The sequence below is a fragment of the Pseudoalteromonas sp. L23 genome (assembly GCF_021728455.1).
In the GTDB taxonomy this organism is placed as follows: Bacteria; Pseudomonadota; Gammaproteobacteria; order Enterobacterales; family Alteromonadaceae; genus Pseudoalteromonas.
The window spans coordinates 194,099-210,850 of sequence record NZ_JAKKCW010000005.1 but is presented as its reverse complement, the minus strand read 5'-3'; the positions used below and the strand labels follow the sequence as shown (position 1 = coordinate 210,850).

At 42.0% G+C, this 16,752-nt stretch carries 13 protein-coding genes and 2 pseudogenes; 8 read left to right on the top strand and 7 right to left on the bottom strand.

The window, feature by feature from the left end; translation table 11 throughout:
• Positions 1–47 precede the first annotated feature (47 nt).
• On the top strand, positions 48–1,382 hold the full coding sequence (locus L3V43_RS11075) for a dicarboxylate/amino acid:cation symporter (protein ID WP_174168722.1): 1,335 nt from the start codon (positions 48–50) through the stop codon (positions 1,380–1,382).
• A gap of 308 nt (positions 1,383–1,690) precedes the next feature.
• Here L3V43_RS11075 and L3V43_RS11070 read toward each other — a convergent pair whose 3' ends face one another.
• From L3V43_RS11070 to L3V43_RS11060, 3 genes are all read right to left on the bottom strand, one after another.
• Positions 1,691–4,357 (bottom strand): TonB-dependent receptor, encoded by a 2,667-nt coding sequence (locus L3V43_RS11070; protein WP_102056978.1) that lies wholly within the window; start codon positions 4,355–4,357, stop codon positions 1,691–1,693.
• Positions 4,358–4,673: 316 nt separating this feature from the next.
• Positions 4,674–5,324, bottom strand: a complete 651-nt coding sequence (locus tag L3V43_RS11065) for a DUF2987 domain-containing protein (RefSeq protein ID WP_102056979.1) — start codon at positions 5,322–5,324, stop codon at positions 4,674–4,676.
• Positions 5,314–6,135 (bottom strand): glucosaminidase domain-containing protein, encoded by an 822-nt coding sequence (locus tag L3V43_RS11060; protein WP_010605030.1) that lies wholly within the window; start codon positions 6,133–6,135, stop codon positions 5,314–5,316. The genes L3V43_RS11065 and L3V43_RS11060 overlap by 11 nt, the downstream gene beginning before the upstream one ends.
• A gap of 255 nt (positions 6,136–6,390) precedes the next feature.
• Here L3V43_RS11060 and L3V43_RS11055 point away from each other — a divergent pair, with 255 nt between their 5' ends.
• Positions 6,391–7,686, top strand: coding sequence for an anti-phage deoxyguanosine triphosphatase (locus L3V43_RS11055; RefSeq protein WP_010605031.1), 1,296 nt, complete (start codon positions 6,391–6,393; stop codon positions 7,684–7,686).
• Between the two features lie 190 nt (positions 7,687–7,876).
• Here L3V43_RS11055 and L3V43_RS11050 read toward each other — a convergent pair.
• Positions 7,877–8,089: pseudogene (locus tag L3V43_RS11050) on the bottom strand (response regulator); the annotation flags it as partial.
• 158 nt (positions 8,090–8,247) lie between these two features.
• On the opposite strand from L3V43_RS11050, the gene L3V43_RS11045 reads away from it, so the two are divergent.
• Positions 8,248–10,191 carry an LTA synthase family protein gene (locus L3V43_RS11045; protein ID WP_235367728.1) on the top strand — a complete coding sequence of 648 codons (1,944 nt, stop codon included), beginning with the start codon at positions 8,248–8,250 and terminating at the stop codon, positions 10,189–10,191.
• Positions 10,192–10,391: 200 nt separating this feature from the next.
• Here the strand turns inward: L3V43_RS11045 and L3V43_RS11040 are convergent, their stop codons facing one another.
• Positions 10,392–11,627, bottom strand: a complete 1,236-nt coding sequence (locus L3V43_RS11040) for a DEAD/DEAH box helicase (protein ID WP_235367726.1) — start codon at positions 11,625–11,627, stop codon at positions 10,392–10,394.
• 281 nt (positions 11,628–11,908) lie between these two features.
• On the opposite strand from L3V43_RS11040, the gene L3V43_RS11035 reads away from it, so the two are divergent.
• Positions 11,909–12,721, top strand: a complete 813-nt coding sequence (locus tag L3V43_RS11035; RefSeq protein WP_010605039.1) for a hypothetical protein — start codon at positions 11,909–11,911, stop codon at positions 12,719–12,721.
• A 149-nt stretch (positions 12,722–12,870) separates the two neighbouring features.
• Entirely contained in the window at positions 12,871–13,155 is a 285-nt protein-coding gene (locus L3V43_RS11030; RefSeq protein WP_010605040.1) for a hypothetical protein, read from the top strand.
• Positions 13,156–13,194: 39 nt separating this feature from the next.
• Here the strand turns inward: L3V43_RS11030 and L3V43_RS11025 are convergent, their stop codons facing one another.
• Positions 13,195–13,629: a hypothetical protein gene (locus L3V43_RS11025; RefSeq protein WP_010605041.1), complete on the bottom strand. Its 435-nt coding sequence runs from the start codon at positions 13,627–13,629 to the stop codon at positions 13,195–13,197.
• Between the two features lie 265 nt (positions 13,630–13,894).
• On the opposite strand from L3V43_RS11025, the gene xthA reads away from it, so the two are divergent.
• The 3 genes and pseudogenes from xthA (at position 13,895) to rlmA (ending at position 16,205) form a co-directional block, all read left to right on the top strand.
• Positions 13,895–14,704 (top strand): exodeoxyribonuclease III, encoded by an 810-nt coding sequence (gene xthA, locus L3V43_RS11020; RefSeq protein WP_235367724.1) that lies wholly within the window; start codon positions 13,895–13,897, stop codon positions 14,702–14,704.
• Positions 14,705–14,785: 81 nt separating this feature from the next.
• A pseudogene (locus tag L3V43_RS11015) lies at positions 14,786–15,408 on the top strand (energy-coupling factor ABC transporter permease).
• Positions 15,405–16,205, top strand: coding sequence for a 23S rRNA (guanine(745)-N(1))-methyltransferase (rlmA, locus tag L3V43_RS11010; RefSeq protein WP_102056986.1), 801 nt, complete (start codon positions 15,405–15,407; stop codon positions 16,203–16,205). The pseudogene L3V43_RS11015 and the gene rlmA overlap by 4 nt, the downstream one beginning before the upstream one ends.
• Positions 16,206–16,272: 67 nt before the next feature.
• Here rlmA and yfbV read toward each other — a convergent pair whose 3' ends face one another.
• Positions 16,273–16,719: a terminus macrodomain insulation protein YfbV gene (yfbV, locus tag L3V43_RS11005; RefSeq protein WP_010605045.1), complete on the bottom strand. Its 447-nt coding sequence runs from the start codon at positions 16,717–16,719 to the stop codon at positions 16,273–16,275.
• Positions 16,720–16,752: the final 33 nt, after the last annotated feature.

Here is a 16,752-nt window from a genome sequence, read left to right as displayed (position 1 = left end):
CAAGCCTGTTAAGCTTTAGCAGTTTTAAGATACATAGTGTTAGGGCAATGTCAGAAAATAAAAAAATGGGCCTAACGGCGCGCATTATGATAGGCATGGTGTTGGGGGTTGTACTAGGCCTCACCCTTCAAGCCATCCTAGGTAAGAATAAAGAAATACTTATTCCTTTAGGTCTCTTTGACCTCCCCATTAAAGGTTTCTTCGTTGACGGTTTATTCCACATCGGTGGGCAGATCTTCATTGCAAGCTTAAAAATGCTTGTTGTTCCTTTAGTGTTTATTTCCCTTGTATGTGGCACATGTAGCCTTAGTGACCCAAAAAAATTGGGCCGCTTGGGTGGTAAGTCCATTGGTTTGTATCTCATTACAACAGCAATCGCAATCACGGTAGCGATTACGCTCGCACTACTTATTGCACCGGGTGGTGGCGTTGAAATTCCAAACAGCGCGTCATTTGACGCAAAGCAAGCGCCGACACTTGTGCAAGTCATAATCAACATGTTCCCGACCAATCCAATTGACGCGATGGCCAACGGTAACATGCTTCAAATCATCGTCTTTGCGCTACTATTTGGCATCGCTATGGCGCTCAGCGGCGATGCTGGTGCTCGCCTAGCAACCGTATTTGAAGACCTAAATACAGTGGTGCTTAAGCTAGTCACTTTATTGATGAATGTCGCTCCATATGGCGTATTTTGTTTAATGGCTAAGTTGTTTACAACCATCGACATGGGGTTAATCGCCGAGCTCGGCAAATACTTTATGGTAGTGTTGGCAGCTCTGCTAATTCATGCATTCATTAACTATTCAATTTTGTTCAAGCTGTTAACAGGCTTGAGCCCTATTATCTTCCTGAAGAAGATGAAAGACGCATGCATGTTTGCCTTTAGTACGTCAAGCTCAAGTGCAACTATGCCCGTAACACTGGAGACCGCGACTAAGAAACTAGGTGCGCATAACTCAGTTGCCTCTTTTACGATCCCTCTGGGTGCAACCATTAATATGGATGGCACGGCTATCATGCAAGGTGTTGCAACGGTCTTCATCGCTCAGGTATTTGGCGTAGACCTCACCATCAATGACTATCTCATGGTTATCTTGACTGCGACTCTTGCCTCAGTTGGTACGGCAGGCGTGCCTGGTGTTGGCTTGATCATGCTTGCAATGGTGCTTAACCAAGTTGGATTGCCTGTTGAAGGTATCGCGCTTATCATTGGTGTAGACAGACTATTAGATATGACAAGAACAGCAGTTAACGTAACAGGTGACTGTATGGTAACTTGTGCTGTCGCTAAATCTGAAAACGAATTTGATATTGATGTTTTCAACGACCCTGATGCTGCAAAAGAACTGGAAGAAACCACTTCTAAAGCAAAAGCGTAAATATCAATAACGCAGCTAGTTATAATAGCTGCGTTATTCTCCTCAATAAGCTAACTCAATACTCTCCTAGCGACATATCTGCTATCCATACCCTTTTCTTCATTGCCATTTTTTCCTAAGTACAGAATAAGATTAAGCAGAAGATTCTCCGTGCCTATGCATATGAGTACTTTAGTTATTGCAGGATTTGGACATGGAGTTACCGGTAAGCCTTTCCATCTCAAAGCTAGGCCACTTAATTAAGCGAATTGGTATAAGAAAAAGCCGCGCTATAAAGCGCGGCTTTCATCTTAATAAACGTTAACGAATTAGAATTGGTATGCAAACTTCACGTATGCTTGACGACCAAGGATACTGTGCGTTTTATTGTCAATTCCCATTGACTCTGAAGGAGCAAGCGGCGCTTCTTCATTGAACAAGTTAGATGCACCTAGAGTTACTGTCAGCTTTTCTACGCCAATATAACTGACACTTGTATCTACAGTAGTCCATGAATCAATCTCATATTTATTGCCATCACTGTCAGCAAGATCTTTATAAGAATCAACATAGTTTACGCTGATATTTGCAAGCCAATCGTTTTTAGCCCAGTCCATACCCGCTGTCCAGCGGAACTGCGGATGCTGATACTCTCCATTGAGATCTTCAGCAACATTGAATGTGTTACCTTGTTCGTCACTTTCAAACGACTGTTCTTCAAAGTTAAGCGCGTAAGTTAAGTTGTAATTGAACTTAAACTCACCCATTTCACGAGTAGTTAATGCATAGGCTAAGTTAACATCGAAACCGTCTGTTTCACGACCACCAATGTTAACAAAGGTGTCGTTAATGGAGAGAATACGACCAAGTGTGCTACCTTGATTAGGCGCACGAACTACCAGATTAGGATCGGTACCACAACAATCAACTAACTTCTGTGCTCCAATTTTCTTGATGAGATCTTCCTGATCATAATTCCAGTAATCTACACCGATACTAAAGTCATCAGTTGCTTGCCACACTACACCTAAATTGTAGTTTTCTGACTCTTCTGGTTGTAGGTTTTTGTTACCAGACACAATCGCAGTGTATTCATACGGGCTACAATCATCATCAGCACCCGTTTGGCGACAACGTTCACGGTCTATCACGCTTGGTGATTCGTCTGTTCTACCAAGATGTAGCTGAACAAGAGAAGGCGCTCTGAATGCTGTCCCCCAAGAACCACGAACCACTAAACTATCAAGCGGTGACCAACGGAATGCTACTTTTGGATCTGTTGTAGTTCCAAAGTCGCTATAGTCTTCATAACGCAAAGCTAATTGCAGCTCTAGTGTATCTAGCACTGGTACGCTAAATTCTGCGAATATCGCAGTATTATCGCGATCTCCGTTAGCTTGCGTTGCTTCTGTACCAAAGATTTCGCCTCTGATGTATTGACTATCCGGGTTATCTTCAATTTTCTCGTAGCGATGTTCAAAACCAAACGCTGCGGCAACGTAGCCGGCTTCCAATTCAAATAATTCGCCCGAGATAGTACCATCTAGTGACTGCATGGTTGATGCACCATAACGCGTAGTGGTAGTTTCAAAAAACGCCAAACCGGCTTCTGTATTAGTGCTTGGTTCAAATGGGTTCCATAAACCTTCATCAATCGCTTGCTGCGCTCTTAGCTTGTTAGGAAAACCATCAAAGCCTTTTTCAACTGCACTTGAACGAATAGCAGAGTACGCAACTTCCCAAGACCACGCGTTCCACTCACCACGTGCTCCAAGGACTGCACGATAGTATTCTGAATCGACATCTTTTTTACGGTTGCCGATATCAACCGTTCGACGACGCATTGAAATATCTACACCATGTAAGAAGTGGTCTGGATCGTTAAATAATGGGTGGTTTGGGTTATCACCATCCATAAATAGTTCTGTAAAGCTCGGGCTACCTGCACCTTGAATGAAAGTTGAAGAGTGCTGCGCCGAGATTTCGGCAAAACCTTCAATACCATCGATGATTTCTTGTACGCCATTGTAGTTAAAGCTAATACGTTCCGTCGACGGAATAGCAGTCATGTACGGTGCATAATCGTAGCGACAGATATCACCAATATCTAAAGCAGGGTCGCATTTGTCATTCCCCCATACGTCCGTAAAGATAGTCTGCCTTACCTGAGTGCCATCATCTTCAACACGAACGACTGGTAATCCTGCCCACTGTTCGTCTGTTAGCATGCTTCTCATCACCTCAACGCTGCCGGGAATACCTGCAGAGCTTAATGAGTTGTTACCACCGCGAAAACGTTGATCAGCAGAAGCTGTGTAGTCACGATCGGCATAAGTTAGGTGACCGCGTTTGAAATAATCGAGTGAGAAATTATGATGGCCATTTTGCGTTGACGATCCCCAAAGAAGAGTAAAGTTCTGTTCTTCAGCCCCACCATCGGCGGTGTTGGATAATTTACCAGCGACCTCGAAACCGTCTATATCGTCACGTAAAATAATATTAATAACCCCTGCGACCGCATCAGAACCATAAGTTGCAGAAGCACCGTCTTTTAAAATATCAATACGTTTAACTGATGAAACAGGAATGGTATTTAAGTCCACAAATGATGTTTCTATATCTTTTGCAAACGGGCTCACGGCAACACGACGACCATTAATAAGAACAAGCGTAGATGATGCTCCTAATCCCCTTAATGCAACACTTGAACCGCCATTTGCGGTGTCATCGCTGGAGTTACCTTGTGTACTAAAAGTACCAGTACCCGACACAGGCAGCTTTTGTAACGCCCCAATAAGGTCGGTAGATCCCGTTGAAGCTAGGTCAGCAGCTGACAAGCTTTGAATTGGTGACGGACCTTCTAAGTCTGTTCTTTTAATGTGAGAGCCTGTCACTTCAATACGTTCAACTTGCGTCGTCTCTTCGGCCTTAACTTGTTGATTCATGCCGATTAATACGGCAATTGAGAGCGCACTGAGTGGTAATTTATAGGTCATCCTGTTTCCCCTTAAGTTAATAATTACACTGTAGTTTTTTTAATAATCCAGCCATTATTAGCATACCAAAGCAACTTTAACAATGCATTTATTTAACATTAAGTTTCCATTTTGGGGGTTTAATAGCAGAAATTCGCGACGAAAGAATATCGTTATTTATCAGTATGAATTATTGTTGAAATTGGGATTACAGGGAGGAGAAGCGTTTTACAAACAGCTTCAAAAAGTTGATAAGACGCCTAAAATCTTTACTGAATAAGAGCGGTTTCTTAGCCTAAAGTTTAAAGACGTCAATGATCGTGTTGTAACTACTTAACTATAATGCCAACCAAGGTTGCACTGACTTCACATTTGCAGAGTCGGCAAAGTGAGTATTGTCGTTTGACCACGTCTTCGGGACACTGATTCGACAGACTTGCGACTCACACTTCACTGTAGCATCTGTGACGTTTTGACTTCTGCCAAAGGTCACGATGACTCCCTGTTGCTCAGGCAGCAAAAATGACAACAGGTTTTTAATAAAGAAGCCTGATAGATCAGCCAGCAACTCTTCAAACTCCTGTTGCATTTTATACAGATCAGACTTGCTTAGAGATCTCGTATTAAATAACTCGGCCTCAATCTGCATTTTTAGCTGGCAGTCCGAGCTTTCGCCCTTCGTTTCAATTACCACTTTAGCTTTGTCTTTGTCCAATTCTTTGTCAAATGGTAGCAATAATTGCGCTTCATTGGTGTACGACAATGGAAAGCTCGCTTCCTCGGTCACAATATTACCCGCCGTGATTTTACACGCCTGCATGCTAAGTGTATCGACAAGGTAAAATCCCACACGTGCAAACTCAAACTCGCCTTTATTTACCACTTTCAGTCTGTCGTAAAAGCTGTCGTATGCAAAGGTGACCGTTTTAGCGGACGCTATCGCACTCCAAAGTGTCATTATCAGGACAAGTACAATCTTATTCTTCATCAAAATACGCTCGGTTATGCCTTATCATATCGTTAAGTTCATTTACGTAGTCTTCACCACGCTCTGAATAACTCAAAAGGCCACTTGTTAATACTGTAGCGTCAATCGGTGCTTTTTGAGCTCGCAGCTCTGCTCGTACCGCGCGCAAGTCTTTGTATGCATCATTAGTATTGATATTCCTAAAGTACGATTTGACCGCGGCTCTTACCGACTGAAAGGCTCTTACTTCGTGATCGGCCGCATCTTCTCGCCGTTTCGGCACCATACCGCAGCCTTTGGTGTAACACCATTGACCAAAAAAGTTTAACCCAATTCGCGCAAATCGTGACGTACCCCAAGCAGATTCATTAGCGGCCTGCATCAACGCCAGCTCTTTAGGAATAATATCCACGCGGCGTAAAGCACGTTTAAGCGAAGATTCATTGATGGCTTCACCTTTTAAATCATACTTTGTGAAAATCAATGCAACCTTTTCTATTTGTTTGCGTGTCAGGGTTTCATCAAATTGCAGCATCATTAGGGCGATTTCAAGTGTTGCCCGCTGCTCTAAGATCTGTTTATTTTCGGCTTCTACGTGCGGTTTAATAAAGTCGAAAAATGCCGTTTTCTTCTCCTTGATATCACGAATGGCTGCAAAATTAGGTAGTTTTACGCTATGGAGTGGCTTTTCGGGCACCTTAGGTACAACCTCCGCCCCCGTATCCTCTTGATCTAATACGGTGTCTTGCGGACTTTTATCTTGGATAAAAGGGAATAAGAGTGCCCAAATAGTCACTAGGGCAACAAAGAGTTTAATCAGTTTAGCTTGCATACTTCTCCTCGCAGCGGCGGTGTTCTGGAAACGGAGTCTCTTTCCTTAAGTCTCTAAGAACTTTTATCAAGCCCACTCTGTAACAGAATTATTCTGTTACTATAGTTTGATAGAGCGTTGATAAATTACGCCAAAATAACAGTATTCAAAAATAGCGGCTGATAATATCAAAAGCCGCAATTAAACGCGAATTTTCGTTCAGTTATCGTACATAGTTTAGACGAGTTTAAGATATAAAGAAAAAGGAACAGAAGTATGACGTCTAACGCTTGGCAGCAGCGTCTGCTATCGCAGCAAAAAAACCGCCCTAACGACAATCGTTCAGCATGGCAAATAGACCGTTCTAGGATCATACATGCCGCGGCTTTTAGACGCTTGCAAGCCAAAACCCAAATTATGGCAATCGGCGTTAACGACTTTTATCGGACTCGCCTAACTCACTCTTTGGAAGTATCGCAAATAGGCAGCGGTCTACTGCGCCATTTAAGAAAACAACACCCTGAGTTTGAACACTTTCCTTCGACTAGTCTTATTGAAACTTTATGTCTAGCGCATGATATCGGCCACCCGCCCTTTGGCCATGGAGGAGAAATAGCGCTTAATTACCTTATGCGTGATCATGGAGGGTTTGAAGGAAACGCTCAAACCTTGCGCATTGTCACCAAATTGGAACCATACACTAAAGGTTATGGCATGAACTTAACACGCCGTACCTTACTAGGTTTTATTAAATATCCTGCATTAATCGACACACTTTGGTATCACCAACCAACGCAAACACAAAGTCGAAAATACATTTTATCTAGTGATTGGCTGCCAGCAAAAGGTATTTATCAATGCGACCAATCGGTATTTGATTGGATCCTCTCGCCATTTTCTCAAAACGACCGAATAAAGCTGCAAGAAACCGAGGTTAAAGACACCTTCCGTCGCAAGACTAAGTTTAAATCGTTAGATTGCGCCATTATGGAATATGCCGATGATATCGCCTATGCAGTTCATGATTTAGAAGATGCGATTGCAACCGAGACCCTTAACGAGGCAGCATGGCATGATTTCGCTCTACCTGAATTACAAAAGTTAGACTCACCTTGGTTAAAGCACAACTTACAACGCGTGAGCGAGAGTTTATTTTCAGAAGATGAATCTAATCGTAAAGATACCATAGGTGAGCTCGTGAACCTGTTTATTGTGCACTGTAAACTCACCGTTCAAGACTCAGATTTTGACTCCGCCCTACTTCATTTTACCGTTGAGATGGCACCCGAATTTCAGGAAATCCTGCAAGTGTTAAAAGTGTTCGTATATCGAAGATTAATTCGTGAACCTAAAATGCAGCAAATTGAGTTTAGTGGTCAAAACCTGCTTATTGATTTATTTGAAGTTTTTGCCAGTGATCCCATGCGATTATTGCCGTATACAACCCAAACACTGTACCAGCAAGCAACCGATGAAACGCAGCAAATGCGCGTGTTAGCGGACTATCTTGGTGGCATGTCTGATGAGTATGCGCGAAAAACGCATCGACGCTTATTTACCGGGGAACTGTAAGTAACCTGAAGTTGACAGCTGGGAACTTGGTTTATCAATGGAAACTCACTTTTAAATAGCGCTTCAAAGGATCAATGTAAAGGTGATGGTGCTCCCTTCCAACGCAACAGTGAGTTCCGCATCAATGGCTTCAGCAATAGGCAACCCTAACCAAAGCAATCATTCGCACTTCTCGAGTGTCGTTCTTCTGTTGCCTTAGCGCTTTAAGCACACTTATGCTATCCAAACTGGGCAACATGATATCTAAAATAATTACATCATAGTGATCCATCAGCGCCATACTCAAACCGCTAGAGCCGTCCGCCGTATCATCTACCGTAAAGCCCAGTTTAGAGAGCCCTAAGGTTAAGCTGCGACGCAAGGACTCAGAATCTTCAATCAGTAAAGTAACACATTCATAAATAAACCTTTGGCTAGTGCTTAATGTCACATAGCTTAGTTGCTCAAACTTAAGATTCGCTAAAGAGAACTTCAACTTTCATCAATTCCGAAGGATTTCCTAAGCTTTTCTTAAGTTTCGCCGGATAGTCTTGTGATAAATGCAACTATTCCTAACATTCTATGAATAAAGTACACTTTTCAACTCCTTATGCAAAACCTTTCATGGTGTTTTTCCTTTCCTTGTTGATGATTTTGACGCTTAGCCGTTTAGGACTATCAACTTGGATGTTAGAGAGAATGACTGGCTCTGATCCTTTGACCTTTGTGATATCAGGCCTGCGAGTTGATTTGAGTACTATCGCATATCTCGCGATACCACTCTTATTGTTAATGGTCACGCACTATTTTATGCCCAAGCCACTGAAGCCTTTACTTACTGCGCTAGTAACGGGGTATATTGCGTTGGGTATTGTATTTGTCCTACTACTCGAAGCTGCAACTCCTGCATTTATTTTGCAATACGACATCAGACCAAACCGTTTATTTATTGAATATCTGATTTACCCCAAAGAAGTCATTTCAATGTTGTTGAGTGGTCACTTGGGCACAGTGATATTGACCCTACTTTTATGTACTTTGGCTTTAATAACCACCTTGAGATATTTTCCTCGCATTAGCAACGATGCGCCATCAAAGCGGAATATGGCTATCTCTACTTTTTGTAGTCTTATCTGTTTAGCGCTGTTAGCAAGAGGCACTCTGGGTCATAGACCACTTAACCCTGCTACCGTCTATTTCTCACAAGATGCATTGGTTAATTCGCTGACCATCAACTCAGCTTATAGTGTTGCGTTCGCAGCAAAAAATATGGGCAGCGAAAAAAGTGCCAGTGCGCTTTATGGTTCGCTATCCAAAGAAAAGGTTTTTGATACAGTAAGAAAAGCAAGTTACAAACAAGGTTTTATCTCAAATACACTTCCTACCCTAGCCACTAATCCGGCATATCATCAGGGCAAAAAGAAAAACTTAGTGATTATCTTAGAGGAAAGCTTAGGCGCACGTTTTGTCAGCTCGCTAGGGGGAGCAAACCTAACCCCAGAGTTAGATAAACTGTATCAAGAAGGCTGGGGACTGGAGAACCTCTACGCAACGGGCACCCGTTCGGTTCGCGGAATTGAAGCCGTGATCACCGGCTTTATCCCCTCACCATCACGCTCCGTCGTTAAGCTTTCAAAGTCTCAGCAACAGTTTTGTACGTTGGCGGATATTTTAGCCAAAGAAAACTATACCACACAGTTTATTTATGGTGGCGAAAGCCACTTCGATAACATGAAAAGCTTCTTCTTAGGAAATGGCTTTCAACGTATCGTTGACTTTGATGATATTGAAAACCCAGAATTTGTTGCGTCTTGGGGCGCCAGCGACGAAGATCTGTTTAATCAAGCGGATAAAGAACTAACTCAGCTGAGTGAAGAAGAAAAGCCATTTTTTAGTTTGATCTTTACATCTAGCAATCACGACCCGTTTGAAATTCCTGACGGAAAAGTAATGTTACCAACAAATCATAAAAGTGATAAACCTGCGCGAGATCTCGCTATCAAGTACGCCGACTATGCGCTCGGAAAGTTTATTGATAAGGCCAAGCAAAGCCGATATTGGCAAGATACTATCTTTTTAGTCGTTGCAGATCATGATGTCAGGGTGTATGGATCCGAGCCCGTCCCTATTAAGTCTTTTCATATTCCAGCCGTTATTTTGAATTCAGGCTTTAATCAGAAACAAGATAAAAGGTTGGTCAGTCAAATTGATTTACCTGTCACTTTGCTTTCTTTAATAGGGGTTGAACGCCCAACGCCTATGCTTGGCTTTGACTTAACCAAACAATATCCAGTGCAAAGAGCGATGATGCAATATTACGATAATTTTGCCTACATTGAAGATGACAAAGCCGCCATTTTGATGCCAGGCAACAAAGTGAGTTATTGGCAATATGATACGGCGACTAAGATGCAAAAACCACTGGTGAATACAACGCACACCGCTGATTTGAAAGAAAAAGCACTATCTCATGTATTATTTAGTAATTTGGCCTATCAGGAGCAAATTTATCGATTAAAAGAGTAAAGCATAAGGTTGTCTTAAGTATTTCTATAGAAAATAAAGATAATTTAGTTTTTATTTTCTCGTCAGGAGTTAGACTGACGAATTAAGCCTATGTTTGGATAAAAGTGAGTCCAAACATAGGCTTTTGCTCTCACCCTGGTTTAGCCGATTGCTTTAGAGTGCGTTGCTTTAACATCATAAACCAAGGTCGCGCTAACCCATTACTTCCTTCTACGCTTGGTTCTTGCTCCTAGAATACGCTTTTTGTCTCTTTGCTTCTTAGACTTACCAGAATTACGGCGAGTGTCTTTAGGCTCTTTGGTCAAATCAGGTTCATAGCCTGGCAGCCATTGCGGCGCAAACCGCTCATCTAGGAAAATTTCTATTTCTTCCAGTAGCCACTGCTCATCAATACTCACAAGCGAAATAGCTTGGCCGTTTTGTCCAGCACGACCACTACGGCCGATACGGTGCACATAGTCTTCAGCAACATAGGGTAACTCAGCATTGAAGACATAGTTTAGCGAGTCAATGTCAATGCCACGGGCAGCTACATCCGTTGCGATCAAGACGCGAATTTCATCTGATTTGAATTGAGATAGCGCTTTGTCACGCGCGCCTTGAGACTTATCACCGTGGATCGCTGCGGTTTTAAGGCCATCCTTATTCAATTCTTTTGCGTAGCTATCAGCACTATTTTTTGTGCGAGTAAACACCAGTACCTGATGCCAATTATTTTTGCCAATCAAGTGGGAGATCAATTCACGTTTGCGGTCTTCGTCTACCGAATAGAACGTTTGCGTAACTGTACTTGCGGTGCTGTTCTGGGATTCAACACCTACTCGCTTAGGGTCGTTCAACCAAGGCTTTACTTGGGATAACACAGCATCGTCAACCGTAGCTGAAAATAGCAACGTTTGACGCTTAAGCGGCATAGTGCGCATGATCCGCTTAATTTCCCCCATAAACCCCATATCTAACATGCGATCTGCTTCATCGAAGACCAAGTGTTGAATATTTTTGAGTGTTAATGTGCCTTTGATTAGGTGGTCAAGTAAACGCCCAGGTGTCGCAACTACTACGTCTACACCCGCTCTTAAGCGCTTTTCTTGCGGGCCAATATTTGCACCGCCATATAAGCACACGACATTTAAACTGGTGTTCACCACTAACTTTTCAGTGTGCTCTGCAACCTGCTGTGCCAGCTCACGAGTCGGCGTTAATATCAATGCCTTAACCGATTTCTCACCTTGCGTGGCGCCTATCAGCATGGAGTGCAAAATCGGCAGCATGAAGGCGGCTGTCTTACCGGTTCCAGTTTGGGCACTTGCAATTAAATCACAACCACTGAGCAGAAGTGGAATACTCTTTTCTTGAATTGGTGTGGGTGACGCAAACCCAAGCTCAGTAATTGCGCTTAGTAGTTCAGGGTGAAGTTGTAACTCGCTAAATGTCATTGGAGATCAGTGTCTATTACCAAAATTGTGCAGATTATAGCAAAGGATTGTAAGGAAAAAACTGGGAGATAGTTTTATTAAGCTAAATAAGTAAAGGTAATTAACTGATACTATTTTAAGAATCTAATTAAAGCAAACAACTCATTATTAGATAAAAAAGAACAAAACTATTTATAGCTCAGACTTGACAAACACCCAAATTGAAACAAAATTGTAAACCAGGTTAACTAAAGGTTCTCCTGCTTAAATATTACGATTATTAATTTAAAAAAGGATTTAATATGAAATATCTGTTTTCAACTGTCATTATGGCAGCATTTTTGTTCTCTAGTTTTACCTTTGCTATGAATGATAATACTACAATTTATCTCACTGAAAACGGGATTAAAGGAGTTATCCAGGCTCAACATAGCGTTAAAACAGAGTCGTTTGATCAGAAAGGCATGCATTCTCCAATCGAGTTTTCAGTATCCAATGACTTGCTTGATACTATTTCCGCATCTATCACATATCAGGGCAATCACTATGCTTTGTTACTCAATCAAGTTAAAAAACAAGTTAAGATAACTGGTACTGATATCAATAATAAACCTCTTATTAATACCCCAGCACTTCGTGCCGACATAAAGAATATGCTACACGACGTAGAGCTTAATAGTGGTTTGATTATGAAAAGCCAATCAACTCTAGATAAGGAGTCGAAACTTGCACTCTTAAAATTCTTCGAATTTTTATCTACCTATCCATTAGGTGAAGCAATTGATCAGCAAATAGAGAGCAAAATCAGTGCACAAGATTGGACTGATCTCTGTGCGTATATGGGTAAATCAAAGACTGCTGTTTGGGATATTACCAACTCGTCTGTAAAGACAAAAAATTATATCGTCGGTGGTCATGGCTTTTGTGCAGCTAGATGTGGTGCGGGTTGTCCAATGTTTGGTGATGGTCAATATACCCAAGATTGCTTGAATCACGATGCCTGTGCCGATGTTGAAGGTGAGCAACTAGGTGTATGTGGTGACGAATGGACTTCAGCCTCAGACGACTTTTGGTTTTCTCCTGACTGTACAACTCCACCACCATCATTACGTTAAAATAATAATTTTTGGCTGGTATGCTGTTTTGCAAGCGAGATCACTACATCCATATAGGCATTGAGCATGACTAAGTGAAATCGGTATTATCAGCCTAGGTTAATCTATCGGGGGCACAGTCACCTGAAATGACTAATAAGGAAATGTTCATGTCACGACAAAGATTGAAGCTATTAACGATAGGTCTTTGCTTAATAGCCTTTACACCTTTGCTTGGTTTACTTCTTGCGGAGCTTATCGCTGAAATTCTTCACTGCCATGTTGCAGAAAGTGCTAGCTCAGATTGTATTGTCGCCGGCTATGATTTTGGTATGCCACTAGCAATTTTATACACAGGTGGTTGGGTAAGTATGATTACGGTCCCTGTTGCGGGCTTGGCAGCTTTAGTTTGTTACATCAAATACCGTGATGCAAAACTAAATAACAACCAATAAAAAAGGGGCTTAACGCCCCTTCTATTCACATCAACTTGATTAAATTGCTGCGTTTCTGAATTCTCTTACAAATTGCTTAACAGGCATATCGTTACAACGTAAGTTGCGAACCTGTTGGTTATTCAAACGTAGGTGATTAACGCCGTGACGTACTGCATCTAAGCATAACTCAGTTGCTGTATCTGACTTTTCAGCAATTAGCTCCACTTTCTTTTCTTGCTTTTGCGAGCGCTTCGCTGCTTTTGCAAACTCACGAATATCTTCACCATTACAGTGGATGCTTGGTGAGAAGCGAGAAATAAATAGGCCTAGTGATGCAGCTTCTTTACGTGCTGCACTGAAACCTTGCTCTGCTGCAACAGCACATACTTTTGTCGCTGGTGATGCGTCAGCTTGAGTGAACTCAACCTGTGAAGCGAAAGCTGTTGTAGAAACCAAAGAAACAAGACCAAAGAAAGAGAGAGATTTAAGCATAATATACCCCAATTGAACGATTCGGCGCGGATTATAATTACAACGACGAATAAGTAAACAGCTAAATCATGCAATTTTGGTTATTTAATGATCTATTTACACTAAGCTAAAATCCTCGTTATCCTCTCGCTAAACTTGTGCAAAATTTAACAACTGCCAACATGCTTGTCAGCTGACTAAATAAGTAATTTCACCCAAGCGCTGACCCTCTCGTTTTTAAGTGATAAACTTTGCCAAATAACAGCAAGAATCTAAAGAGAGCGCTATGAAAATTGTTTCGTTTAATATAAACGGCCTCAGAGCTAGACTACATCAATTACAGGCATTGATTGAAAAACACCAACCTGATGTCATTGGACTGCAAGAAATTAAAGTCCATGACGAAGCTTTTCCTATCGACGATGTAGAAGCACTTGGCTACCATGTTTACTTCCATGGTCAAAAGGCGCATTACGGTGTGGCACTACTCTCCAAGAAACCTGCAAAAGCTATCCAAAAAGGCTTCGCTACGGATACTGATGAATCACAACGTCGCATGATCAGCGGTACGTTTGAAAGTGATTCAGGTAACGAAGTTACCGTTATGAATGGTTACTTCCCTCAAGGTGATAACATCAGCCATGAAACAAAATTTCCGTATAAAAGACAATTTTATGCAGATCTCATGACCCACTTAAATGATTTTGCCGATCCTCAATCTAACCTTGTAGTCATGGGCGATATTAATATTTCTCCATTGGATGTGGATATTGGTATTGGTGAGCAAAACCGCAAGCGTTGGTTAAAGACGGGTAAGTGCTCGTTCCAACCAGAAGAGCGCGAGTGGTTAAAAACACTGCTAGATTGGGGCTTTAAAGATACATTTAGAGTGCTGACACCTGATGCAACCGAAAAGTATTCGTGGTTTGACTACCGCTCAAAAGGGTTTGATGATAACCGAGGTCTGCGCATAGATGTGGTTTTAGCAACCGCTCCATTAACGGCGAAATGTATTGAAAGTGACATAGATTACGAATTGAGAGGAATTGATAAGCCCTCTGATCACGCACCAATTTGGGCAACTTTCGACATTTAATCATCTGCTTTTTCCGCCGAGACTGTAAATACAGTGCTCGGCATAGAGCAAAATCACCAATTTTAAAAACTGGATAGAAACGTGACGTTTATCGCTGCCCTTGGGTTATTTTTACTCAGTTTTCATCGCAAAGAATACCTGCAATTACTACAAGTACCAGCCAGACAAACCGGCGTATTAAGTTGTGCGGTTATCCTCACGTTACTGTGGCAAATAAAAGCAGGCATTTTACCTGAGCTGAACATTCATATTCTTGGAATAACAGCAGTAACGTTAATTTTAGGTTGGCGACTGGGTGCGTTGAGTGCAACTTTGGCCTGCCTCGTCCATAGTTACTTTAGTGCTTTTACCTTGGTGGAGTTTGGTAATTTTTGGCTGTTTACTGCACTGATACCTGTCTACTTAAGCTATGGACTTTTTGCCCTTTGCTATCATCATTTACCGCGGCACTTTTTCGTTTATATTTTTGTTTGTGCATTTATTTTCGCAGGTACGGTGGGCTGTTTAAAGATACTTCTAAGCGCATTCTATTATTATGCAATCGATGCCTATACTTGGTATCAGTTGGCAGACAATTATCTCCATTTTGCCGTCATAATGTGGTTCCCTGAAGCCATGTTAAACGGCATGGCCATCACCTTACTCATTACATATCGCCCACATTGGGTAAAAACTTTTTTGATAGGGAATACTTAGACAAATGATCTCCCACTACCGCTGTCCACTGTGTAAACTGCCTTTATATCAAGGTGGTGCAAGCTACAGCTGCAATAATAATCATCAATTTGATATTGCCAAAGAAGGCTATGTCAACTTACTACCCGTGCAAAATAAAAAATCAAAACAGCCGGGCGACAACCAAGAAATGGTCGCAGCGCGTCGGGCATTCTTCGAAACCGATCATTATCATTTTCTACGTGATAGGCTTGCACAAATCGTCTCTGAAAAAGCGCCGGCTACCCTGCTGGACTTAGGGTGTGGTGAAGGCTTTTACACCCATGAAATCGCAAATCGCTGCGAGAATGCCAAAGTCTACGGGGTCGATATCGCAAAACCTGCTGTCCGCTATGCAGCTAAACGCTATCCTCAAGTAGAATTTAGCGTAGCCTCCATCAAAGAGGCTCCTTTTGAAAATGAATTTGCAGATGTGATTGTGAGCATTTTTGCGCCAGTGTTCGCCGAAGAACTCGCCCGTCTATGCAAACCATCAGGCAGTTTGTATGTCGTCTCACCTGGTGAGCACCATCTATTCGAACTCAAGTCTTTGATTTATGACAATGTAAAGCTACACAAGGCACCAGAAACACCACAAGGGTTTGAGTTGGTTGAACGGACTAAATTACAACAAACACACAGAATGGAATTTGAGTGTGTTGAACACTTAATCATGATGACGCCATTTGCATGGAAATTTAAGCAACAACACATGGACAGATTACAAAAGATGGACCATATCGAAATCACGCTCTCGTTTTTGATAAACCAATATCAGCGCATGTAACCCAACATCAGATCACCCATTATGAGCAAATCGCTGCCTACTTGCTTGGTAGGCAGGCAAACAGAAACTACAGATTTTCTTGCGTAAACGCTTTGTCCATTTTATCGAACATATCTTTTAGCAATCGCGCTAAATCTCTATATCTAGGCTTTCTTGAGGACAGGGGTGCATCGTAGCCATTGGCAACCATCTTTTGATGCAGTTCTGTATACCAAGAATACAAAGCCGGATTTAACGGCGTTTCAGCTCTTTTACCAAGCCATAATAACCCTTGGACAGGAAGCGATAAAAAGAATAAAGCAATCGCAATGGCTTGCGGCAGATATTGAAAACCCAATTGGCTGGTCTGCAAAAACAGAGTAAACACCGCCAGCATAGGCATTGTATTTAAAGCAAGTTCTGTCGCCTTGATCACCCTAAATTCGGGGAACAACGGTGCTAATTCCTTGCGCATAGGCCACTCTTTCGAGTATTGACGTCCAAGTTGCACTTGCGAAATAAGACTTTTTTGCATCATAACTCCTAGGTGCTAACTTTTATATAAAAA

Coding starts and splice junctions, on each gene's coding strand:
- yfbV (WP_010605045.1), bottom strand. CDS start 16,719: ATGCAAAAAAGTCTTATTTCGCAAGTGCAACTTGGACGTCAATACTCG.
- L3V43_RS11025 (WP_010605041.1), bottom strand. CDS start 13,629: ATGCTTAAATCTCTCTCTTTCTTTGGTCTTGTTTCTTTGGTTTCTACA.
- L3V43_RS11060 (WP_010605030.1), bottom strand. CDS start 6,135: ATGCAAGCTAAACTGATTAAACTCTTTGTTGCCCTAGTGACTATTTGG.
- L3V43_RS11070 (WP_102056978.1), bottom strand. CDS start 4,357: ATGACCTATAAATTACCACTCAGTGCGCTCTCAATTGCCGTATTAATC.
- L3V43_RS11030 (WP_010605040.1), top strand. CDS start 12,871: ATGTCACGACAAAGATTGAAGCTATTAACGATAGGTCTTTGCTTAATA.
- xthA (WP_235367724.1), top strand. CDS start 13,895: ATGAAAATTGTTTCGTTTAATATAAACGGCCTCAGAGCTAGACTACAT.
- L3V43_RS11065 (WP_102056979.1), bottom strand. CDS start 5,324: ATGAAGAATAAGATTGTACTTGTCCTGATAATGACACTTTGGAGTGCG.
- L3V43_RS11035 (WP_010605039.1), top strand. CDS start 11,909: ATGAAATATCTGTTTTCAACTGTCATTATGGCAGCATTTTTGTTCTCT.
- L3V43_RS11075 (WP_174168722.1), top strand. CDS start 48: ATGTCAGAAAATAAAAAAATGGGCCTAACGGCGCGCATTATGATAGGC.
- L3V43_RS11055 (WP_010605031.1), top strand. CDS start 6,391: ATGACGTCTAACGCTTGGCAGCAGCGTCTGCTATCGCAGCAAAAAAAC.
- L3V43_RS11040 (WP_235367726.1), bottom strand. CDS start 11,627: ATGACATTTAGCGAGTTACAACTTCACCCTGAACTACTAAGCGCAATT.
- L3V43_RS11045 (WP_235367728.1), top strand. CDS start 8,248: ATGAATAAAGTACACTTTTCAACTCCTTATGCAAAACCTTTCATGGTG.
- rlmA (WP_102056986.1), top strand. CDS start 15,405: ATGATCTCCCACTACCGCTGTCCACTGTGTAAACTGCCTTTATATCAA.